Source organism: Bradyrhizobium sp. LB8.2 (assembly GCF_040548035.1).
Lineage (GTDB): Bacteria > Pseudomonadota > Alphaproteobacteria > Rhizobiales > Xanthobacteraceae > Bradyrhizobium.
Map to the genome: position 1 here is coordinate 45,039 of NZ_JBEPQV010000036.1, position 20,894 is coordinate 65,932.

Sequence of the window (20,894 nt, forward strand, 5' to 3'; positions counted from 1 at the left end):
GCGGCGGCCTGGCCCTGTGATCAATTGCGCGCGCCGCAAATGAGGTAGTCCATGGCCAGCATCGTCAATCCCGATCCCTTCACGACACGCCCCGAGATCGAGGGCACATTCGGGGTCGTCGCGACCACACACTGGATCGCGACCGCCATCGGCATGGCCATCCTGGAAAAAGGCGGCAACGCCTTCGACGCCGGCGTCGCCACCGCTTTCACGCTCCAGGTGGTCGAGCCGCATCTGAACGGTCCCGGCGGCGACGTGCCGATCATCGTGCACGACGTCAAGCGCGGTCGCACCGAGGTGATCTGCGGCCAGGGTCCGGCACCGGCCCGCGCCACCATCGCGCATTACAAGAGCGAAGGCCTCGACATGGTGCCCGGCACCGGCCTGCTCGCGGCCTGCGTCCCCGGCACCTTCGAATCCTGGATGATGCTGCTGCGTGACTATGGGACGATGCGCGTGCGCGACGTGCTGGAGCCTGCGATCTCTTATGCGCGCGACGGCTATCCTCTGGTCGAGCGCGCCTGCGCCACGATCCAGATTGTCGAGCAATTGTTCCGCAAGCACTGGCCGACGTCGGCCGCCGTCTATCTCCCGAACGGCGAAGTGCCAAAACCCGGCACACTCTTCACCAACAAGACACTTGCGGCGACCTACGCACGGATTCTGAGCGAAGCCGAAAGCGGCGGCGGCGACCGCGAAGCGGAGATCGAGCGCGCGCGAAAGGCGTGGTCGCATGGCTTTGTGGCGGAAGCCATCGACAAATTCTGCCGCACCCAGGAGGTGATGGACGTCAGCGGCTCGCCTCATCGCGGCGTGCTATCGGCCGACGACATGGCGCGCTGGCAGCCGACGGTCGAGGCGCCGCTGACCTACGACTACGGCCGCTACACAGTGTGCAAGGCCGGCGTCTGGAGCCAGGGCCCGGTGACGCTGCAGCAACTCGCGCTGCTAAAGGGCTTTGCGCTTGACGGGCTCGATCCGACCGGTCCGGAATTCATCCATCTCCAGATCGAATGCGCCAAGCTCGCCTTTGCCGACCGCGAGAAATTCTACGGCGACCCCAAGTTCAGCGATATCCCGATCGCGACGCTGTTGTCGGACGCCTATAACGACGAACGACGCAAGCTCGTCACCGACAAGGCTTCGCTCGACTTCCTCCCCGGCTCGATCGAGGGCTTTGGCGGCGTGGTCAAGTTGCGCCGTGCCGAGGGGCAGCGCGAGGCGGTCGGCGCGCTCGGCGCCGGCGAGCCGACGGTGGGGCGTTTTGGTGAGGTGCGCGGCGACACCGTGCATTTCGACATCATCGACAAGGCCGGCAACATGGTGTCGTCGACGCCGTCGGGCGGCTGGCTGCAATCCTCTCCGATCATTCCGGAGCTCGGCTTCTGCCTCGGCAGCCGCGCCCAGATGTTCTGGCTGGAGGAGGATCACCCCGCGGCGCTCGCGCCCGGCAAGCGACCGCGCACCACACTCTCACCCACCATGGCATTGCGTGACGGCGAGCCTTACCTGGCTTGGGGCTCGCCCGGCGGCGACCAGCAGGATCAGTGGATCACGCAATTTTTCCTGCGGCACGTCCATTGCAACCTCAATCTCCAGGAAGCCATCGATGCGCCGGCCTGGCATTCCGAGCACTTTCCGATCTCGTTCTGGCCGCGTACCGCGCGCCCCGGCGTGCTCGTGGTCGAGAACCGCGTGCCGAAGGCGTCGATCGAGAATCTTCGCGAACGCGGACATATCGTCGAGGTCGGATCGGACTGGTCGGAAGGCCGCCTCACCGCGGCCTCCCGCGTCGGTGTACGACGGCGCGCCGCCGCCAATCCGCGCGGCATGCAGGGCTACGCCGCAGGGCGCTAAAGGGCAGTATATGACCTGGTCGATCATCGCGCGAGATTCTGCCACCGGTCAGTTCGGCATCGCCGTTGCCACGCGCTTCTTCGCCGTCGGCGCGCGTGTCCCTTATATCGCTGCCGGTCTCGGCGCTATCGCGACGCAGGCCTTCGTCAATCCCTATTACGGCATCGACGGCGTCAAGCTGCTGCGCGAGGGTCTCAACACGCACGACGTGCTGGCTGCCCTGCTCGCGACCGACGATGGCCGCGAGAGCCGCCAGATCCACATCATGGATGCGAGCGGCGAGATCGCGGCGCATACCGGGCGCGACTGCGTCGATTGGTGCGGGCACATCGCGGGCAGCGGCTTTTCGATCGCCGGCAACATGCTCGCGGGCGCCGACGTGCTCGACGAGACCGCAAGAACCTACATCGCCAATGACAGCCTGCCCTTCCCGCGCCGCCTGCTCGCCGCGATGCGCGCGGGCGAAGCCGCCGGCGGGGACAAGCGCGGCAAGCAGTCCGCCGCGCTCCTGATCCACGGCGAGGAGGAATGGCCGGTACTGGACGTACGTGCCGACGATCATCCCGATCCGCTCGGCGAACTCGAACGGCTCGAACAAGTCAGCCAGGAGCTGTGGGTTCACTTTCGCGACTCGATGCCAACGCGGCAGAACCCGGCAGGCAACACCGATCGCAGCGTCATTGACGCCAGCATCGCCGCAGCGCGCGCAAAGCGGTCATGAACGCGAGCCCCCTCATCGAGATCAGGGATCTCCGCATCCGTTTTCACGGCGACGACGGCCGCATCACCCACGCGGTCGACAGCGTCGATCTCAGCGTCGCCAATGGCGCGACGCTCGGCCTCGTCGGCGAATCCGGCTGCGGCAAGAGCGTGACCTCGCTGGCGATCATGGGCCTGCTGCCAAAGCAGAGCGCGGAGATCTCAGGCGCGATCCGTTTTGACGGCTTCGATCTGTTGCAGGCACCAGACCAGATCTTGCGGGATCTCCGCGGCAACCGGCTCGCGATGATCTTTCAGGAGCCGATGACCTCGCTCAATCCGAGCTTCACCATCGGCGACCAGATCATCGAGACGATTCTGCGCCACCGCGGCGGCTCACGCCGCAGCGCGCGCGACCGGACAATCGAACTGCTGCGTCGCGTCCACATTCCCTCGCCCGAGCGGCGGATCGACGAATATCCGCACAAGCTCTCCGGCGGCATGCGCCAACGCGTCATGATCGCGATGGCGCTCGCCTGCGACCCGCGGCTGCTGATCGCGGACGAACCGACCACCGCCCTCGACGTCACCTTGCAGGCGCAGATCCTCGAGTTGATGCGGGAATTGAAGGCGGCGAGCGGCGCCGCGATCATCCTGATCACCCACGATCTCGGCGTCGTCGCCGAAGTCTGCGACGAGGTCGCCGTCATGTATGCCGGCGAGATCGTCGAGCGCGCGCCGGTCGACGAATTGTTCTCGGCGCCACAGCATCCCTACACCGTCGGCCTGCTCGGCTCGATCCCGCGGCTGGACCATCGCGCCGAACAGCTTGCCACGATCGAGGGCATGGTCCCGAACATGATGCAGCCCCCCGCGGGCTGTCGTTTCGCCGCGCGCTGCCCCTTCGTGCTGGACACCTGCACCAAGGCGCCACCGCCGCTGGTCGAAGTCAGCCCCGGCCACCTCTCGCGCTGTATCCGCGCGCCGCTCGAACGCCTGGTGTCCTGATGGCGCTGCTCGAGGTCGAAGGCTTGGTCAAGCATTTCGTCGCCGAGCGCTCGCTGTTCGGCCGGGCGCTGGCGCATGTCAAAGCGGTTGATGGCGTTTCCTTCTCGCTGCAGGCCGGCAAGACGCTGGCGCTGGTCGGCGAATCCGGCTGCGGCAAATCCACCGTCAGCCGCCTGGTGCTGCGGCTGATCGAGCCGGATGCAGGCACAATCCGTTTCGAAGGCCGCGATCTCCTCTCCCTCGACGCCGGCGCGCTGCGCGCCTTCCGCCGCGAGGCGCAGATCATTTTCCAGGATCCCTACGCCTCGCTCAACCCACGCATGACGGTCGGCCAGATCCTGACCGAGCCGCTGGCGCTGCATGATCTCGTGCCGGCGGCACAGCGGCGCGAGCGTGTCGAGGAGATCTTGCGGCTGGTCGGGCTGGAGCCGCGGTTGGCCCGGCGTTATCCGCACGAATTCTCCGGCGGCCAGCGCCAGCGCATCGCGATTGCCCGCGCGCTCGCGGTCGAGCCGAAACTAATCATCTGTGATGAGCCGGTCTCGGCGCTCGACGTCTCGATTCGCTCGCAGATCCTCAATCTGCTGCGCGAACTCCAGGACCGGCTCGGCCTCGCCTACATTTTCGTCTCGCATGACCTCGCCGTGGTCAAGCACATCGCCGACCATGTGGCCGTGATGAATCTCGGTCAGATCGTCGAGACGGCGGCGGCGGACGCGCTGTTCGCCGCACCCCGCCATCCCTATAGTCGGGCGCTATTGTCCGCGATCCCCGTGCCTAAACCGCGGGCAAAGCGCAGCCGGATCGTGCTTCAGGGAGAGATTCCCAGCGCGCTGAATCCGCCGCCGGGATGCCGCTTCCACACCCGCTGCCCCTATGTAGTCGAGCGCTGCCGCAGCGAAATGCCTCAGCTGCTGCCGGATGGCATCGGACATGCAACGGCGTGCCATCGAACGTCGGAACTGCCGTCGTCCGAGGCGATCGTACCGTCGGACGGGGGCTTCTCGCCGATTCTTGAAAAATTGGTCGCCGCCTTCAGCGGCGGCCCGGAAGCAGCACGCGCCGGCGGGGTTAGTTCATTGAGGACCGACCCGGCCTAGCCGTCAAACAGAGGGTGAGAGCGATGAGTTTCATGCGTTTGGCGATCCTGACGTCGGCATTGCTGACGTCGCTCGTGGGCGGCGCCCAGGCCCAGACCACACTTCGCATCGGCATCGCCGAGGACCCCGACATCCTCGACCCCAGCATCGGCCGCACCTATGTCGGCCGCATCGTATTCTCCGCCTTCTGCGACAAGTTGTTCGACATCGACGAGAAGCTGAACATCGTGCCGCAGCTCGCGCTGTCACACGAGACCTCGGCCGACGGCAAGGAGATGACGATCAAGCTCCGACCCAACGTCAAATTTCATGACGGCGAGCCGCTGGACGCGGAGGCCGCAAAGTTCTCGATCGAGCGTCATATGACGCTGCCGACCTCGTTCCGGAAGCCCGAGCTTGCCAGCGTCGACCATGTCGAGATCGTCGATCCCCTGACCATCAAGCTGATGCTCAAGACCCCCTACTCGCCGCTGATCGCCCAGCTCACCGACCGCTCCGGCATGATGGTGTCGCCGAAGGCCGCGAAGGAGGCCGGCGACAAGTTCGGCCTGCATCCGGTCTGCGCAGGACCTTACAAATTTGTCGAACGCGTCCAGCAGGACCGCATGGTGTTCGAAAAATTTGCCGACTACTGGAACAAGGACAATATCCATATCGACCGGGTCGTATTCCTGCCGATCGTCGATGCCACCGTCCGCCTCGCCAATCTGAAGTCTGGCGGACTCGATTTGATCGAGCGCGTGCTCGCCACCGATATCAAGGACGTGCGCGCCGATTCCCGGCTGGTGCTGTCGACGGCGCCCGAGCTCGGCTATCTCGGCCTGACCGTCAACATCGGTAACGACAAGACCAAGGGGCCGCTGAGCCAGTCGGCCAAAGTCCGCCAGGCGCTCGACCTTTCCATCGACCGCGAAGCCCTCAATCAGGTCGTCTTCAACGGCGAGTTCACGCCGGGCAATCAATGGGTCAGCCCGACACATCCCTATTACCAGAAGGCGCTCCCGGTCCACGGCCGTGACATCGCGAAGGCGAAAGCGCTGTTGAAGGAAGCCGGGGTCACGCTGCCCGTAACCGTGGATTACATGATCCCCAAGGGCGCGGAGAATGAAGCCGTCGCCCAGGTGGTCCAGTCGATGGCCGCGGAAGCGGGCTTCGACATCAAGATCCGCGCCGTCGAGTTCGCGACGACCTTCAAGCAGGCCCAGGCCGGCGAGTTCCAGGTTTTCCAGATCAACTGGAGCGGCCGCATCGATCCCGACGGCAATTCCTACATCTTCATGCGCAGCAAGGCGGCGCAGAATGACGGCGTGTACGCAAACCCGGATGCCGACAAGCTGATGGAAGATGGACGGATGACGTCCAATGTCGAGGAGCGCAAGGCGATCTACCAAAAGCTGGCGAAAATCCTGCTCGACGATCTGCCCATCATCTACATCTATCACCGCACGCTCCTGATCGCGCATACGACCAAGCTGCAGGGCTACAAGCAGATGCCCGACGGGCTGGTGCGGGTGGTCGGGTTGAAGTTCAAGTGATCGAGGCCGCCTCCAGAACGCGATCCGAACCATGCTGAACTTCCTCGCCCACCGCATCGCGCAGATCATCCCGACGCTGTTCTTCGTGTCGGTGCTGATCTTCTCGCTCCAGCAATTATTGCCGGGCGATCCCGCGCTGGTGATGGCCGGCGAGGAGCGAGATCCCGCCGTGATCGAACAGATCCGGCAGCAGTATAAGCTCGATAAGCCGATCCCGGTACAGTACGTCTATTGGCTCAAGGGCGTTCTATCAGGCGATTTCGGCGAGTCCCTGCGCAACAAGATGCCGGTGCGCGAGCTGATCGCGCAGAAGCTGCCGGTGACGCTCCAGCTCGGATCGATGGCGATCCTGATCGCGTTCTTCATCGGCATTCCCGCCGGCATCGTCTCCGCCGTTAAGAAGGGTACCGTCTGGGACTATGGCGCGAATTTGTTCGCGCTATGGGGCATCTCGACGCCGAATTTCTGGCTCGGCATCATGCTGATCTTCCTGTTTTCGATCGAACTTGGCTGGCTGCCGGCGTCGGGTTACGTGCCGCTCACCGAAAACTGGCGCGCGAGTCTGGCTGCCACCATCATGCCCGCCTTCGTACTCGGCAATGCGATTTCCGCGGTTTTGATGCGGCATACCCGCAGCGCCATGCTCCAGGTGCTGGAAAGCGATTATGTCCGCACCGCGCGCGCGAAGGGACTGTCGGAACGTTCGGTCATCCTCAAGCACGCCATGCGCAATGCGCTGACGCCTATCATCACGCTCGGCGCGCTCGAGCTCGGCACATTGCTGTCAGGCGCCGTGCTGACCGAACAGATTTTCTCCATTCCCGGCTTCGGTAAGCTGATCGTGGACGCGGTGTTCAACCGCGACTATGCGGTGGTGCAGGGTGTGGTGCTGGTCACAGCGACGGTTTACATTACCCTCAACCTCGTTGCCGACGTCGCCTATGTCCTCGTCAATCCGCGGCTAAGGGGCTAGGCGATGACCGACGCTGCGCTATCTACAAGTCCCACCACCCAGGCCTACGAGCTGGACAGCCCGGCGCGCCGCGCGCGGCGGCGGCTGTTCAAGCGCAAGGCGGCGGTATTTGGACTGGTCGTGATCACCTTGTTCATCGGCTTCGCGCTGCTTGCGCCACTCGTCGTGCCCTATGATCCCATAGCGACGAGCTGGAGCCTGGTCCGCAAGCCGCCCACCGCGGCGCACTGGTTCGGCACCGACGAGCTCGGCCGCGATATCCTGAGCCGTGTCGTCTACGGCGCGCGCGCATCGCTGCTCGCGGGCCTGATCTCGGTTACGATTGCGCTCGGCATCGGCGTGCCGCTCGGCCTGCTCGCCGGCTATCGTGGCGGTTTTGTCGATGCGCTGATCAGCCGGATCACCGACGCGATGCTGGCCTGCCCGTTCCTGATCCTGGCGATCGCACTCGCCGCGTTCCTCGGTCCGAGCCTCGGCAACGCCATGATCGCGATCGGTATCTCAGCCACCCCGATCTTCATCCGCCTGACCCGCGGGCTGGTGTTGAACGTCAAGGCCGAGGATTATGTCGAGGCGGCTCGCGCGCTCGGCAATCCGCCGTGGCGGATCGCATTTTCGCATATCCTGCCGAACATCCTGCCCCCGCTTCTGGTGCAGGCGACACTGTCGATCGCCGCCGCCATCATCGCCGAAGCAGCGCTGTCCTTCCTCGGCCTCGGCCAGCAGCCACCCGCGCCGTCCTGGGGCAGCATGCTCAATGCGGCACAGCGCTTCCTGACCCAGGCGCCCTGGATGGCGATCTGGCCGGGGCTTGCGATCTTCCTCGTGGTGCTGTCGCTGAACCTGCTCGGCGACGGCCTGCGCGACGCGCTCGATCCGCGCCAGCGCTAGATCACCATCTCCCGCATCACCCGGCGGCAATCCATCTCGTATTCGAGATCGACCACCGGCGGCCGGGCATAGTGCCAGGACAGGCCGGAGCGCAGCGCGCCGCGGCGGACCAGCTCGTCGACCAGCGCGTGGTGGAAGTCGTGCACGGAATAAGCCTGCACGCCGGTCGTGTCCTTCCAGCCGAAGCCGAAGGCCGTCATCCGGTTCTCCATCTGCGAGGTCGTCGTGAAGCGGACCTTTTCGCGAAGGCCCTCCGGGCTGAGGTCGCGGTAGCGCACGGTACGCTCGACATAGGATCCGCTACCCTCGCGCGCTTCGGCGCCGCCGGCGATCACGAAGCTCGGCGTCCTCGAGCTCGTCGGCCGCGTGAAGGAGAACGCATAGAACGACGGCTCGGCCGGCGGATCGATCTCGGGACAGACATTGCTGCGCGCCACCGGATTCGTGGTGCCGTCGAAGATGCCCCATTCGGACAGCGTCTTAACATAATGCAGGTTGAACGCGCGAAAACCGTCCTCGCTGAAGGCCGCCGGTGAGCGCAGCTCACAGGCGCAGAACGCCGTCAGTGGCCGCCCCGCCTCCTGGATGTATTTCGCCGCAAGCGCAAACCCTTCCGCGAGCGGCACCGGGCGGTCGAAGCGGACGCGCTCGATCTCATAGCCGTCATCCGCGGCCGCACCGGCTGAATACTGGAACACGGACGGGATAAAGCGGTAATTGCCGGCGGAAAATTCGCGTGTCATGTCGGACTCCTATTCCAGTTGCATGCGAATACCCTTGGCACCGTTGAGCAGGCGCTTCAGGTGAAAGCCGGCGAGGGAGTCGTCGGCATGCATTCCGACCAGCGCGGCAAAGGCCGGCATGGCGGCGCCGTCACCGGCCTCCATCTTGGCAAAAGCCTCGGAATACAGCGCCGTTTCCGGCGCAGCGAATTGGGCCTGCGCCAACGGCTCGAACGCCCGCAACGGCTCGCTGCGTCCGCGCAGCAACAGCTCGCCGACGGGACGACCTTGAAAATTCTCAGCCGCTTTGGCGACGCTGGCACTGACGCAAATCCGTGTGCCCAGATGCTTGTTTGCGGCTTCCAGCCGCGCCGCGATGTTGATGGAGTCCCCGTACGCGGTGTAGTCGAAGAACCGGTTGCCGCCGAAATTGCCGACCAGGGCCGGCCCGGCGTGAACGCCGATACGGGTGGTGCCGAAATTCACGCCTCTCGTCTTCCAGCGTGCGGAAAAATCCTCCGCCCAGGCGTCGAGACCGTGCGCGCAGGCGACTGCGCGTGTCGCATAATCGGGCTGATCGCCGGGCGCGTTGAAGAGCACCTGGATCGCATCGCCGATGATCTTGGCAACTGTCCCCTCATGGGCGAAGACGACCTCGGTCATCCCGCCGACATATTCGTTGAGAAGCGCGCCCAGCGTCTCCGGCGGCGCACTCTCGACCAGCGAGGTGAAGCCGGTAATGTCGGTGAAGATGGTCGCTACATCGCGCCACTGTACTTCGATTCCCTTACCTTCGCTCCCTGCCGCGAGACGCTTGGCGAGCTCGGGCGAGAAATGACGCGACAGCGCGGCGTGGGCGCGCTCCGCCTCCGCCTGGCGGCCTCGCACCTCACGCAGCATTTCGATGTGGCGGATGGTCTTCTGGATCGTCATCTCCAGGTCGGCGAAGTCGATCGGTTTGGTCAGGAAGTCGAACGCACCGCGGTTCATCGCAGTGCGGATATTGCTCATGTCGCCATAGGCCGACACGATGATGGTGGACTTCTTGTCTTCGGCTTCCTGGAGCTTCGCCAGCAGCGACAGCCCGTCCATCCGCGGCATGTTGATGTCGGAGACGACCATGTCGACATGCGGATTCTGCTCGAGCGACTGCAGCGCCTCGAGGCCATCGCGCGCGAACATGATGGTCACCAGCCCATCGCGAATCTGCCTGCGGAATTTTTGCAGGACCAATGCCTCGAGATCCGGCTCGTCGTCGACGAAGAGAATGGTCGCGGTCATGCGGCTTGCTCGAGCCTCGTGTCGATTTCCTGCCGCAGCAGCGCGAAATCGATCGGCTTGGTGAGAAGTCCGACCGCGCCGCGCTCGATCGCCTTCCGGCGCGTCTCTGCATCGCCATAGGCGGTGATCATGATGACGGGAACGTCAGGATGCGCGTCACGCACCTTCGGCAGCATGTCGAGCCCGCTCATGCCGGGCATGTTGATGTCTGACAGGATCAGGAGCAACGAGGGATCGCGAACCTCGGCGGCGAGCTTCAGCGCATCGGGCGCAGACGGCGCGAATTCCATCTGGAAGCGGCCGGCGCGCAGGTCGCGCCGGAACTGCTGCCGGAACAGCGTCTCGACGTCGGGTTCGTCATCGACGACCAGGATGTAAACGTTCAAGACTTGCCTCCGGAAGTGTCGCCCGCCGCCATTATGCGCGGCAGGGTGATGATGAACTCGGTGAATACTCCGGGCTCGGTGTTCACGTCGATGGTACCGCCGTGCTGATTCACGACGATGTCATGGCTCATGGAAAGGCCGAGCCCGGTGCCCTCGCCGGCCGGCTTGGTGGTGAAGAAGGGATTGAACATCTTCTCCTTCACCTCGGGCGGAATCCCGGTGCCATTGTCGCGAATACGTATCTCGAGCTTATCGCCGAGATTTTTCGTTTCCGCGCGCAAGGTGGGCTCGAAGGCGTCTGCGGCGTTCTCCTTGCGCTTGGCTGTGGCGTAGAAGCCGTTCGAGATCAGATTGAGGAAGACGCGAGTGATTTCCTGCGGATAAATATCGACCATGCCCGCCGCGGGGTCGAAGCCGCGCTCGATCGTGACGTTGAAGGCGGGTCTTTCGGCACGCGCGCCATGATAAGCGAGATTGAGGCTCTCTTCCACGATCGCGTTGATATCGCTGGGGCGATGCTCGCCGGAGCCCTCGCGCGAATGCAGAAGCATGTTCCTGACGATGGAATCGGCGCGCTTGCCGTGCTGCACCACCTTTTCGAGATTGCTCTTGAGCATGCCGGTCAGCTCTTCGACCTCTTCCTTGGTCTTGCCTTCGAGCGAGGCCGTTTGCAGGGCCTCGTTGAGCTCGTCGATCAACTCCGTCGACACCGACGAGAAATTGTTGACGAAATTGAGCGGGTTCTTGATCTCATGCGCGATCCCCGCCGTGAGCTGACCGAGCGACGCCAGCTTCTCGGTTTGGACCAGGCGGTCCTGCGCGGCGCGCAGATCTTCGAGGGATTGCGACAGCTCCGTCGTACGCTTGCGCAACTCGTTCAGCAGTCGCGTGTTCTCGATAGCGATGACGGCTTGCTTCGTGAAATTCTCAACCAACGCGATTTGCTTATCGGTAAACGGCCGGACCTCCTTGCGATAAACTGCGAGCGTTCCGATCAGCTCGTTTTCCCTGATCATGGGCACTATGACGATCGTGCGGGCGCCGGCCACGTCGGAGATTCCACGAATGGTCGGACCTCCGGCAAGATAGGCCGGAGTTTCCTGCACATCATGAACATGGACGACCCGGCGTGTCCTGACGACCACAGCAAGTGCGCTCTCCGGATGAGGACGGATCGGCAGGTCTTTTCGCGAAGCCGCGAACGCAGGCGGCACATTGTAATCCGCAACAATCGTGAAACTCTCGCCATTCCACAGATTCATTACGCCGAAACTCGCGCCACAGACGCGTGTGGCATTCTCGAGCATCTTGTGGAACACCGGTGTGAGTTCGCCCGGGGACGAACTGATGACCTGCAACACTTCCGACGTAGCGGTCTGTTGCTCGAGCGACTCGGTCAACTCAGCCGTTCTCACCTCGACCTTTTTTTCCAAATCCGCATAGGATTCCTGCAGGCGCTCGCCCATGTGGTTGAACTGGTCCGCGAGCCCCTCGAGCTCGTCGCCGGTCCTGATCGAGATCCGCTGGGAGAAATCGCCGCCGCCGATGCGCTCGGCGCCGCTCCGCAGCGCCTGGATCGGCCCGACCATGCGACGCGCCAGGAATATCCCGGCGAGCACCGCGAAGATCGACGCCGCGAGCAGCACGAAGGCAAGCCGTTCCAACGCAGCATAGAGCGCCGCATAGGCTTCCTCGACCGGCATCTCGACGAACATGGTCCAGTGCAGCGGCGCGATCGGAGCCGACGCGGTCAGCACTTTCTGTCCCTGGATGTTGCGCGCTTCGGAAAGCGCATCGAGCGTGGCGCCGCCTCCGGCCAGCGCGGCGCGCACCTGCGCGAGACCAGACATGTCGGTGTTGCGCAGGACCAGGCTGATATCGGGGTGCGCGATCAGGCGTCCCTCCGGACCGACCACGTAGGCGTGTCCGTGCTCGCCGACCTTGATCTGGGACACGACGTCCCAGATCAGCTTGAGATTGACCTCCGCGACGCTGACGCCCGCATCCTTGCGCGACCCGGCCTGCGCCAGTGTCATGTACGGCTCGGACTCCCTGCGGAAATAGACCGGGCCGTAAAAAACCTTGTGCGCGACCGCCTCGGTGAACTTCGGATCGTCCGACAGGTCGATCCCGCTGTCGATCGCGTCCATGGCGAGCCGCGAGACCCGCAGCCGCTCCCTGCCGGTCGCATCGATCTGGGCGAGCTCGGTGATGGCGGGCACCTGGCGCAGCAGCCGTAGCGCGTCGAACCGGCGCTGCTCGATCGAGCTCGCCGACCATGGCAGCTGCGTGGTCCAGCCGAGTTGGCTCTCGATCTCCTTGATGAACTGACCGATCTTGGCCGCAGCCGCCTCGGCCTGTTCATGCTGAACCCGGATCAGCGCGGCCTTGTGCTCGCGATAATAGAAGAAGACCTCGAACAGGCCGTTGGCCAGCAGCGCGATGGCGACGACGGCCACGAACAGCGCGACATATTTGGTAAAGAGCCGGGTCCTGATCCCCTGCCCTGGCGTCGTGCCGGACGCGACGCCAGCCGGCGCCGCAGTCGGCAGCGCCCGTGCTTGCGGAGTATCGGGGTGGAGGGAAAGGCTCATCCCGCCGAACCTAGCAAGAAGACCGGACCTTGTCTCTCGCGAGCGCGGGAAAGCCTGATGGCAATCGGACCCCCGGGGCAAATAGAAAAGGGCGGCAGCGGATTGCCGCTGCCGCCCTCGGGTTAGCTTACCTGCGTCCTCAGGTTGGCCGCAGCGCCTTGGAGCCGAGGTCGAGATCGTTGACCTGCTTGTTCCGCTCGGAATCGGCCGCCGCGCGATGGTCGGTCGCCAGCACCACGTAAACCGCGGGCAGCACGAACAACGTGAACAGCGTGCCGATCGACATGCCGGCGACGACCACCAGACCGATCGAGAAGCGGCTGGCCGCGCCCGCGCCGGTCGCGGTCAGGAGCGGGATCAGGCCCGTCACCATCGCGGCCGTGGTCATCAGGATCGGCCGGAGACGGATGCGGGCCGACATTTCGATGGCTGAGCGGCGATCGAGCCGCTCGTTGATCTGGAGCTCGTTGGCGAACTCGACCATCAGGATGCCGTGCTTGGTAATCAGGCCCACCAAAGTCAGCAGTCCGACCTGGGTGTAGATGTTCATGGTCGCCACGCCGAAGAACAGCGGGATCAGTGCGCCGACGATCGCCATCGGCACCGAGATCATGATGACCAGCGGATCTCGCAAGCTCTCGAACTGCGCCGCCAGCACCAGGAAGATGATAATCAGCGCGAAGCCGAAGGTGACCGCGAGCTGGTTGCCTTCCTGCACATATTGCCTGCTGTCAGCTAGATAATCATGGCTGAAACCTTGCGGCAGGTTTTTGGCCTCGCTCTCGAGGAAGTCGACCGCCGCACCGACTGTCACGCCGGGCATCGGCACCGCCGAGAAGGTCGCCGAATTGAGCTGATTGTAATGTGTCAGCGAATTCGGCTCGGTCTTGGTCTCGATCGACACCACCGTCGAGAGCGGAAGCTGCTGGCCGGTGTTGGTTGTCACGTAGTAGCCGGCGAGCGATTCCGGCGAGAGCCGCTGGCCGCGCGGCACCTGCGGGATGACCTGATAGGAACGGCCCTCGAGATTGAAGCGGTTGATGTAGTTGCCGCCGAGCAGCACCGCGAGCGTGCTGCCGAGGTTCTGCATGTTGACGCCGATATCCTGGGCCTTGGTGCGGTTGATCGTCACCTTCACGTTCGGCTGGTTGTAGGCAAGGTCGCTGTCGGAGACGATGAACATTCCGCTCTTGCGGGCGGCGGCCTTTAACTTCTCCATCTGTTCATAGACCGTCTGGAAACTGGCGGTGGAGTTGATGACCATCTGCACCGGCAGGCCGCCCGGACCGCCCGGGAGCGGCGGCAGGTTGAACGCGAACGCCTGCACGCCCTCGATCTTGGAAAGCTCGGCCTGCACCAGCGACTTCAGCTGGATCGACGAGCGCTTGCGCTCCTCCCACGGCTTCAGCAGCATGCCGGCGATACCGCCCTGCGGGCCGTTGATGCCGTTCAGCACGAAGCGAAGATCGGTCTCGGGGAACTTCTGGAATTCCTTGTCGAGCTTCTCGCCGTAAAAGTCGACGTAGTCGATGTTGGCGTATTTCGGCGCCTTGGTCACCGCGAACACGATGCCCTGGTCTTCCTCGGGCGCCAGCTCCTTCGACGTGTGCATGTAGAGGAAGCCGACCAGCCCGAGGATGGTCACCGCAAACAGGCCGGTGATGGCCTTGTAGTCGAGCGAGCGATCGAGCCTGCGTCCGTACCACCGCGTCAGCGCGCCAAACACCTTGTTGACCAACTTGGCGAAGCGGCCCTCTTCGGTGTTCTTCAGAAGCACCGAGCACATCATCGGCGACAGCGTCAGCGCGATCACGCCGGACACGATCACCGAGCCCGCAAGCGTGAAGGCGAATTCGCGGAACAGCGAGCCGGTCAGGCCGCCAAGGAAACCGATCGGCGCGTACACGGCCGCGAGCGTGATGGTCATCGAGATGATGGGACCGACGATTTCGCGCGCGCCTTCCAGCGACGCCTGCACCGGCGTTTTCCCCTCCTCCAGATGGCGATGGATGTTCTCCACCACCACGATGGCGTCGTCGACCACGAGGCCGATCGCGAGCACCATCGCAAGCAGCGTCAGCAAATTGAAGCTGAACCCCAGCGCCAGCATCAGCGTGCAGACGCCGATCATCGACAGCGGGATGGTGACGACGGGAATGATGACCGAGCGGAACGAGGCCAGGAACAGGAAGATCACCACGATCACGATGATCACGGCCTCGCCCAGCGTCTTCTCCACCTCGTCGATCGAAGATTGGATGAACTTGGTCGAATCGTAGGCGACCTTCATCTTCATCGACGGCGGCAGATTGCGCTCCAGCTCAGGGAACAGCGCCCGCACGCCCTTGACCAGGGTCAGCGGGTTGCCCTGCGGCGTTGCCTGCACACCGATAAAGATCGCGTGCTCGCCGTTGAAGGCAACGCTCGCGTCTGTGCTTTGGGCCGCAAGCTCGACGGTGGCGATGTCCTCCATCCGCACGAAGCCGCCGTCCTTGGCCTTGACGATCATCTTCTTGAACTGGTTGACGTCGGTCAGGCCCGTATTCGTCGATACGTTCGAGACAATCAGATAGCCCTTGGTCTGCCCCGCCGCGGACTGGAAGTTGTTGGCGGTGATCGCGGCCGCGACGTCCGCAGGCGACACGTTGCGGCCCGCCATCTTCAGGGGATCAAGCCACAGCCGCATCGCAAAGGTCTGGCCACCGAGAATGTCGGCGGAGGCCACGCCGTCGACGGTCGACAGCACCGGTTGCACAACGCGCGTCAGATAGTCTGATATCGCCGAGCCCGACAGCTCTTCGGACGAGAATCCGAGATACATCACGGCCGTGGTCTGGCCCGTGGTCTTGGTGACGATCGGATCGTTGGATTCCTTCGGGATCAGGTATTTGACCGAGTTGGTCTTGGCCAGAACCTCGGTCAGCGCCTGGTTCGGATCGAAATTCAGCTTGATGTAGACCTGGATCGTCGAGGTGCCGAGCACCGAGGACGAGGTGATGTAATCGACACCTTCGGCGGAAGCGACCGCCTGCTCGATCGGCGTCGTGATGAAGCCCTGGATCAGGTCCGCGGATGCGCCCGGATAGACGGTCGTGATGTTGATGACCGTGTTCGACAGCTTCGGATATTGCCGGATCGGCAGCGTCGTTGCCGCGCGCAGGCCGATCAGCAGGATCAGCAGGCTGACGACGATCGACAGGACCGGGCGTTTGATGAAAATATCAGTAAAGCGCATCGCGGCGATCTCGATTTCGTTGACTTGCAAAGCGCATGACCCGGCCGGGCCGGATCATGCTGCGACGTGTGCGATGTCAGTATCGCGGCGGCTGCGCCGGGATCTGCGGAGCCGGGTCGGTCGAAATCGACACCGCCGCGCCCGATTGCAGCTTGAGCTGGCCGACGGCGACGACCTTGTCGCCCGGCTTCACGCCCTTGACGATTTCGACGCGGCCTTCGACCCGGTTGCCGGTCTGCACGAAAGTGCGCACCGCACTCAGGCTGGTCTTGCCGTCCTCTTCCTTCTTCTCGGTAATCACGAACACCGAGTCGCCGTACAGCGTGTAGTCGACCGCCGTCTCCGGCACGGTGACCACGGCCGGCTTGTCCGGCAGCACCACAGTGGTGGTCACGAACATGCCGGGCTTCAGGATCTTCTCCGGATTGGAGATGGTCGCCTGCACGCGGATGTTGCGGGTGTCGGTCGAGATCTGCGGCTCGATCGTGGTGATCTTGGCGTCGAAGGTGCGGCCCGGATAGGCGTCGACCTTCAGCCGAACCGGCTGACCGACCTTGAGGTTGCCCGAGTCCTTTTCCGTCACAGTGAAGTTGGCCCACAGCTCCGACAGATCGGTCAGCGAAACGATGGCCGTGCCGGCTGTCAGATACTGGCCGACCTCGACCTTGCGGACGCCGAGATCGCCGGAGAACGGTGCACGCACCAGCTTCTGCGAAATCAATGCCTCGGTCTTGGCAATTCCGGCCATTGCCTGGTCGTAGGCAGCCTGCGCCTGATCAACGGTCGCCTGCGGACCGAACTGGCGCGACGCCAGTTGCTTGGCGCGGTCGAGCGACAGCTGCGCAACGGTTGCCTGCGCCTTGAAGCTCGCGAGATCGCCCTGCTCGGCCGCGTCGAACAATTGCACCAGCGGCGTGCCGGCCTCGACATGCGTGCCCGGCTCGAACTTGATCTCGGTGACGCGGCCGTTGACGTCGGCGCTGACATCGACCTGGTGCACGGCGGCGAGACCACCGACCGCGGTCAACAGGTTCGGCACCACCTCGGACTTCGCCTCGGCGGCGCTGACCGCGACCGGCGGCGGCTTGTTGTTGGCGAAGAACTGCTTGATCATCTGGCCGCGGAAATAATTGAACCAGACGAGGCCACCGACCAGCACGCCCAGAAGCGTTCCGACGATAACGAACCAGAGCACCGGCCGGACCGGACGCTTGGGAGCCTTGGTGTCGATCGGTTCGCCCGAAATCTTGTGTTCGGTTACGATGTTCATGTCATGCGCTTTCTGCAATCGCCGTCTTGCCCGCATCCGCGGCCTGGTCGCGGCCCAAATGCGACGCAATTGCGGCGTCGTTAAGTCCGATACCCCTCAGGAGAAACTCGCAGAGCTGCCGCTCGAGGTCGTTCGCCTTGCCATAAGCGAGACACGGCGTGGCCGGCAGCCTGGTCAGCGCAGCCGTCATCGCCGTGTGATGCGCAAACCAGAACAGGTTGAGCGGTTCGCCGTTGTATGGCCGCGCGTCCCCGGCGGCAACCGCACGCTTGAGCGAGGCGACGAAGACCGCCCCGATCAGCGTTTCGATCTTGGCATATAGCAAACGGGCGAATTCGCCGTCATCCAAATGACTCGTGGCCATCAGTCGCAGGCGCTGGGCTTCTTCCCGGTCGGGCCCGTCAGCGATCTGAAGGAAATGTCCGACCATGCCGCGGATCACTTCGACCAGGGTGACGGTCGAGGGCTCCCGTTCGAGCAGATCCATGAGCGCCGGGTCAGCCTCGCATTCGTCGCTGAGAATTTCGGCGTACAGCGCGGCCTTGGACGGGAAATGCTTGAACAGCAGCGCTTCGGAAATGGCAGCGGCGGCCGCCACGCTCTTGGTCGTGGTGCCGGTATAGCCGTGTCGGGCAAAGCAACGCTTTGCGGCGCCGAGGATCAATTGACGCCTCAGGTCGCTCGTCATACGCAGTGAGCTCATGCTAGTGAGTAAGCACTCACCCACGTAAAAGTCAAGCACTATGCTGCAACGCAACCTAAATGCGTTGTAATTTCAGTGGAAATTGATCTTGCCCACAGGGCCCCCGTGCAGGACGGGGCCGCTGGGGAAACCCGCCTAGATCGGCTGAAAGCCGAGGTCGCCGCGGATCCGGTTGAGAATGTAAGTCCCATCCCGACTTGGCAAGATCCGCTCCAGATTGGCGCTGTCGATTTTCACGTTGGCGAATCGTGGTCCGGCCGAGACGTCGTGGACGCCTTTGGCGAAGGCCTCGACCTCGGCCATGGTTGTCACAGACCGGCTATCCCCGATGCCGCAGGCCCTGGCGACGCCGACGAGGTCGGCGGCGGCCGAGGTGTGGCTGGTCTGGCCGCCGGTCTCGCCATAGGCCTCGTTGTCGAGCACTGCGATCGAGAGGTTGGACGGCTTCTGCAGGCCGATGGTGGCGAGGCTGCCCAGCCCCATCAGCATCTCGCCGTCACCGGTGATGACGAGCACCGGCAGTTTTGGCTGCGCCAGCGCGAGCCCGAGGCCGATCATCGCCGCGCCACCCATGCCGCCCCAGAGATAGAAGTTGCGCGCGTGGTCGCCGGCCGCGCACATGTCGTTGGTGGAAGCTCCGAGGCCGCCGATCGCAACCACGTCCTTGCGGTTCGCAAGCAGCGCGGACACCACCTGACGGCGGTCGAGAAGATTGGCCTTGCTCATTTGGTGAAAACCTTGGCGCCGATCAGGCGTTGCGACAGCAGGACAGCGGTGGGCGTAAGGGCGTTGTAGGCCTGTCCAGCCGCCGCCTCCAATACGGCCGGCACCTCGGCCGCGTTCGAGGCACGCAGCACCTTGACGCCTGATAGTTCCAATACGCCCTGCGTGGTCGATCCCATCGGCACCTGCCACGGATTGAACTCGCCCCACTCGCCGCGCATGGTCACCAGCGTGAGGAACGGAAAGCGCAGGATCGGGATCAGCGACAGCATGTTGATGCAATTGCCGACGCCGCTCGACTGCATCAGCAACACACCGCGCTGTCCGCCGGTCCAGGCGCCGGCCAGCAGCGCCACGCCCTCCTCCTCCGTCGTCAGCGGAATGCCGCGCATCATGGACGAGGCCAGCACGCGCTCGATCAGCCTCGAATGGCCGGCGTCGGGCACGTAGGGCACCTGCCGGACGCCGAAGCGTTGCAAGGTCGCGAAAATATCGTCGGGCCAATGAGTGCTAGACTCGGCGGCCGTGTCGGCAGCGTCAGCGCGGGCGTGCATTTTCCTGTCCGGTCGGCTTGCAAATCACGACACGACTGTAGACGGTGACCCGCGTCGCTCGAAAGAGCGAAAACAGCATATCGGACTCAACCGGCGAGTATGGCGGCATGAACGCAAGTGCGAATGAACTGGCAGCCAAGTTCGATCTGGAGAAGCTGACGTCCGACTTCTACGCCGATCCCTACCCGACCTATCGTGCACTGCGGGAGAACGAACCGGTCAGGCGCCTGCCCAACGGCACCGTGTTCCTGACCCGCTATGACGATCTCGTCACGACCTACAAAAACACAAAATCGTTCAGCTCGGACAAGAAGCGCGAGTTCGCGCCGAAATACGGCGACACCCCGCTCTACGAGCACCACACCACCAGCCTCGTCTTCAACGATCCGCCGGCGCATACGCGCGTGCGGCGCCTGATCATGGGCGCGCTGTCACCGCGTGCGATCGCGGGGATGGAGCCTGATATCATCAAGCTGGTTGACGGCCTGCTCGACGCCATCGCCGCCAAAGGTGATTGCGAACTGATCGAAGACTTCGCCGCATCGATCCCCATCGAGGTGATCGGCAATCTGCTCGACGTTCCCCATGACGAGCGCGAGCCGCTGCGCGACTGGTCGTTGGCGATCCTCGGTGCGCTCGAACCGGTGGTGTCGCCGGAAGTGGCTGCCCGCGGCAATAAAGCCGTGACGGAATTTCTCGCTTATCTCTCGACGCTGGTCGTGCGCCGTCGCGAAAGGCCCGGCAATCCCGAACGCGACGTGCTGACGCGACTGATCCAGGGAGAAGGTAATGGCGAGGAGAACGGCGAGCGGCTGACCGAGAAGGAGTTGCTGCACAATTGCATCTTCCTGCTCAATGCCGGCCACGAGACCACCACCAACCTGATCGGCAACGGCCTCGTGACGCTCGACCGGAATCCGGATCAGAAACAGCGCTTGATCGGCCATCCGGATTTGATCAAGCCTGCGGTCGAAGAGATGCTGCGCTACGAAAGCTCTAACCAACTCGGTAACCGCATGACCACGGAGCGGGTCGAGCTCGGCGGCGTCATGCTCGACGCCGGCACGTCGATTACGCTTTGCATCGGCGCTGCCAACCGCGATCCGGCACAGTTTCCGGACCCCGAGAGATTCGACGTCGCGCGCACGCCGAACCGGCATCTCGCCTTCGCCACCGGCGCGCATCAATGCGCCGGCATGGCGCTGGCGCGGCTGGAAGGCGCCATCGCGGTCTCGCGCTTTTTGGCGCGCTTCCCGAACTACGCCGTGAGCGGACAGCCGGTGCGGGGCGGACGGGTGCGGTTCCGCGGATTTTTGAGCGTGCCCTGCGCGATCGGCTGAGGCCTCAGCGCCGCTGCGCGCAA

The 20,894-nt window shown here is 63.9% G+C and carries 17 protein-coding genes; 8 read left to right on the top strand and 9 right to left on the bottom strand.

The window, feature by feature from the left end; all coding sequences use genetic code 11:
* Nucleotides 1-51 precede the first annotated feature (51 nt).
* From ABIB06_RS32675 to ABIB06_RS32705, 7 genes are read left to right on the top strand one after another with little or no spacing between them, the layout of a single operon-like run.
* Nucleotides 52-1,857 (top strand): gamma-glutamyltransferase family protein, encoded by a 1,806-nt coding sequence (locus ABIB06_RS32675; protein WP_354051847.1) that lies wholly within the window; start codon nucleotides 52-54, stop codon nucleotides 1,855-1,857.
* Nucleotides 1,858-1,867: 10 nt separating this feature from the next.
* Complete coding sequence (locus ABIB06_RS32680; protein ID WP_354051849.1) at nucleotides 1,868-2,578, top strand: DUF1028 domain-containing protein; 711 nt, start codon at nucleotides 1,868-1,870, stop codon at nucleotides 2,576-2,578.
* A complete protein-coding gene (locus ABIB06_RS32685) occupies nucleotides 2,575-3,564 on the top strand; it encodes an ABC transporter ATP-binding protein (protein ID WP_354051851.1) in 990 nt (329 codons plus the stop codon). The genes ABIB06_RS32680 and ABIB06_RS32685 overlap by 4 nt, the downstream gene beginning before the upstream one ends.
* Nucleotides 3,564-4,664, top strand: a complete 1,101-nt coding sequence (locus tag ABIB06_RS32690) for an ABC transporter ATP-binding protein (protein ID WP_354051853.1) — start codon at nucleotides 3,564-3,566, stop codon at nucleotides 4,662-4,664. Before ABIB06_RS32685 ends, ABIB06_RS32690 begins: the two co-directional genes overlap by 1 nt.
* A gap of 23 nt (nucleotides 4,665-4,687) precedes the next feature.
* Entirely contained in the window at nucleotides 4,688-6,199 is a 1,512-nt protein-coding gene (locus ABIB06_RS32695; protein WP_354051854.1) for an ABC transporter substrate-binding protein, read from the top strand.
* Between the two features lie 31 nt (nucleotides 6,200-6,230).
* The gene (locus tag ABIB06_RS32700; RefSeq protein ID WP_354051856.1) at nucleotides 6,231-7,172 is read left to right on the top strand and encodes an ABC transporter permease; all 942 of its coding nucleotides are present in this window, start codon (nucleotides 6,231-6,233) and stop codon (nucleotides 7,170-7,172) included.
* A gap of 3 nt (nucleotides 7,173-7,175) precedes the next feature.
* The gene (locus ABIB06_RS32705) at nucleotides 7,176-8,063 is read left to right on the top strand and encodes an ABC transporter permease (RefSeq protein ID WP_354051858.1); all 888 of its coding nucleotides are present in this window, start codon (nucleotides 7,176-7,178) and stop codon (nucleotides 8,061-8,063) included.
* Here ABIB06_RS32705 and cnbZ read toward each other — a convergent pair.
* The 9 genes from cnbZ to ABIB06_RS32750 form a co-directional block, all read right to left on the bottom strand.
* A complete protein-coding gene (gene cnbZ, locus ABIB06_RS32710; protein ID WP_247441380.1) occupies nucleotides 8,060-8,806 on the bottom strand; it encodes a 2-amino-5-chloromuconate deaminase CnbZ in 747 nt (248 codons plus the stop codon). The two genes, ABIB06_RS32705 and cnbZ, sit on opposite strands and share 4 nt — an antisense overlap.
* A 9-nt stretch (nucleotides 8,807-8,815) precedes the next feature.
* Nucleotides 8,816-10,066 carry an adenylate/guanylate cyclase domain-containing protein gene (locus ABIB06_RS32715; protein ID WP_354051859.1) on the bottom strand — a complete coding sequence of 417 codons (1,251 nt, stop codon included), beginning with the start codon at nucleotides 10,064-10,066 and terminating at the stop codon, nucleotides 8,816-8,818.
* On the bottom strand, nucleotides 10,063-10,452 hold the full coding sequence (locus ABIB06_RS32720; protein WP_354051860.1) for a response regulator: 390 nt from the start codon (nucleotides 10,450-10,452) through the stop codon (nucleotides 10,063-10,065). Before ABIB06_RS32720 ends, ABIB06_RS32715 begins: the two co-directional genes overlap by 4 nt.
* Complete coding sequence (locus tag ABIB06_RS32725) at nucleotides 10,449-13,046, bottom strand: ATP-binding protein (RefSeq protein ID WP_354051861.1); 2,598 nt, start codon at nucleotides 13,044-13,046, stop codon at nucleotides 10,449-10,451. Before ABIB06_RS32725 ends, ABIB06_RS32720 begins: the two co-directional genes overlap by 4 nt.
* Before the next feature lie 139 nt (nucleotides 13,047-13,185).
* Nucleotides 13,186-16,281, bottom strand: a complete 3,096-nt coding sequence (locus tag ABIB06_RS32730) for a MexW/MexI family multidrug efflux RND transporter permease subunit (protein ID WP_354051896.1) — start codon at nucleotides 16,279-16,281, stop codon at nucleotides 13,186-13,188.
* A 76-nt stretch (nucleotides 16,282-16,357) separates the two neighbouring features.
* Nucleotides 16,358-17,551: an efflux RND transporter periplasmic adaptor subunit gene (locus ABIB06_RS32735; protein WP_247349684.1), complete on the bottom strand. Its 1,194-nt coding sequence runs from the start codon at nucleotides 17,549-17,551 to the stop codon at nucleotides 16,358-16,360.
* 1 nt (nucleotide 17,552) lies between these two features.
* Entirely contained in the window at nucleotides 17,553-18,254 is a 702-nt protein-coding gene (locus ABIB06_RS32740) for a TetR/AcrR family transcriptional regulator (RefSeq protein WP_354051897.1), read from the bottom strand.
* Between the two features lie 135 nt (nucleotides 18,255-18,389).
* Complete coding sequence (locus ABIB06_RS32745) at nucleotides 18,390-18,980, bottom strand: thiamine pyrophosphate-dependent enzyme (protein ID WP_354051862.1); 591 nt, start codon at nucleotides 18,978-18,980, stop codon at nucleotides 18,390-18,392.
* Complete coding sequence (locus ABIB06_RS32750; RefSeq protein ID WP_354051863.1) at nucleotides 18,977-19,531, bottom strand: phosphonopyruvate decarboxylase; 555 nt, start codon at nucleotides 19,529-19,531, stop codon at nucleotides 18,977-18,979. Before ABIB06_RS32750 ends, ABIB06_RS32745 begins: the two co-directional genes overlap by 4 nt.
* A gap of 107 nt (nucleotides 19,532-19,638) precedes the next feature.
* Between ABIB06_RS32750 and ABIB06_RS32755 the strand changes: the two genes are divergently transcribed.
* Nucleotides 19,639-20,871, top strand: a complete 1,233-nt coding sequence (locus tag ABIB06_RS32755; RefSeq protein WP_354051865.1) for a cytochrome P450 — start codon at nucleotides 19,639-19,641, stop codon at nucleotides 20,869-20,871.
* Nucleotides 20,872-20,894 lie beyond the last annotated feature (23 nt).

What these genes read in the sequence shown, in the direction of transcription:
- ABIB06_RS32675 (WP_354051847.1), top strand. Translation starts at nt 52, where the DNA reads ATGGCCAGCATCGTCAATCCCGATCCCTTCACGACACGCCCCGAGATC.
- ABIB06_RS32680 (WP_354051849.1), top strand. Translation starts at nt 1,868, where the DNA reads ATGACCTGGTCGATCATCGCGCGAGATTCTGCCACCGGTCAGTTCGGC.
- ABIB06_RS32685 (WP_354051851.1), top strand. Translation starts at nt 2,575, where the DNA reads ATGAACGCGAGCCCCCTCATCGAGATCAGGGATCTCCGCATCCGTTTT.
- ABIB06_RS32690 (WP_354051853.1), top strand. Translation starts at nt 3,564, where the DNA reads ATGGCGCTGCTCGAGGTCGAAGGCTTGGTCAAGCATTTCGTCGCCGAG.
- ABIB06_RS32695 (WP_354051854.1), top strand. Translation starts at nt 4,688, where the DNA reads ATGAGTTTCATGCGTTTGGCGATCCTGACGTCGGCATTGCTGACGTCG.
- ABIB06_RS32700 (WP_354051856.1), top strand. Translation starts at nt 6,231, where the DNA reads ATGCTGAACTTCCTCGCCCACCGCATCGCGCAGATCATCCCGACGCTG.
- ABIB06_RS32705 (WP_354051858.1), top strand. Translation starts at nt 7,176, where the DNA reads ATGACCGACGCTGCGCTATCTACAAGTCCCACCACCCAGGCCTACGAG.
- cnbZ (WP_247441380.1), bottom strand. Translation starts at nt 8,806, where the DNA reads ATGACACGCGAATTTTCCGCCGGCAATTACCGCTTTATCCCGTCCGTG.
- ABIB06_RS32715 (WP_354051859.1), bottom strand. Translation starts at nt 10,066, where the DNA reads ATGACCGCGACCATTCTCTTCGTCGACGACGAGCCGGATCTCGAGGCA.
- ABIB06_RS32725 (WP_354051861.1), bottom strand. Translation starts at nt 13,046, where the DNA reads ATGAGCCTTTCCCTCCACCCCGATACTCCGCAAGCACGGGCGCTGCCG.
- ABIB06_RS32730 (WP_354051896.1), bottom strand. Translation starts at nt 16,281, where the DNA reads ATGCGCTTTACTGATATTTTCATCAAACGCCCGGTCCTGTCGATCGTC.
- ABIB06_RS32735 (WP_247349684.1), bottom strand. Translation starts at nt 17,551, where the DNA reads ATGAACATCGTAACCGAACACAAGATTTCGGGCGAACCGATCGACACC.
- ABIB06_RS32740 (WP_354051897.1), bottom strand. Translation starts at nt 18,254, where the DNA reads ATGAGCTCACTGCGTATGACGAGCGACCTGAGGCGTCAATTGATCCTC.
- ABIB06_RS32745 (WP_354051862.1), bottom strand. Translation starts at nt 18,980, where the DNA reads ATGAGCAAGGCCAATCTTCTCGACCGCCGTCAGGTGGTGTCCGCGCTG.
- ABIB06_RS32750 (WP_354051863.1), bottom strand. Translation starts at nt 19,531, where the DNA reads ATGCACGCCCGCGCTGACGCTGCCGACACGGCCGCCGAGTCTAGCACT.
- ABIB06_RS32755 (WP_354051865.1), top strand. Translation starts at nt 19,639, where the DNA reads ATGAACGCAAGTGCGAATGAACTGGCAGCCAAGTTCGATCTGGAGAAG.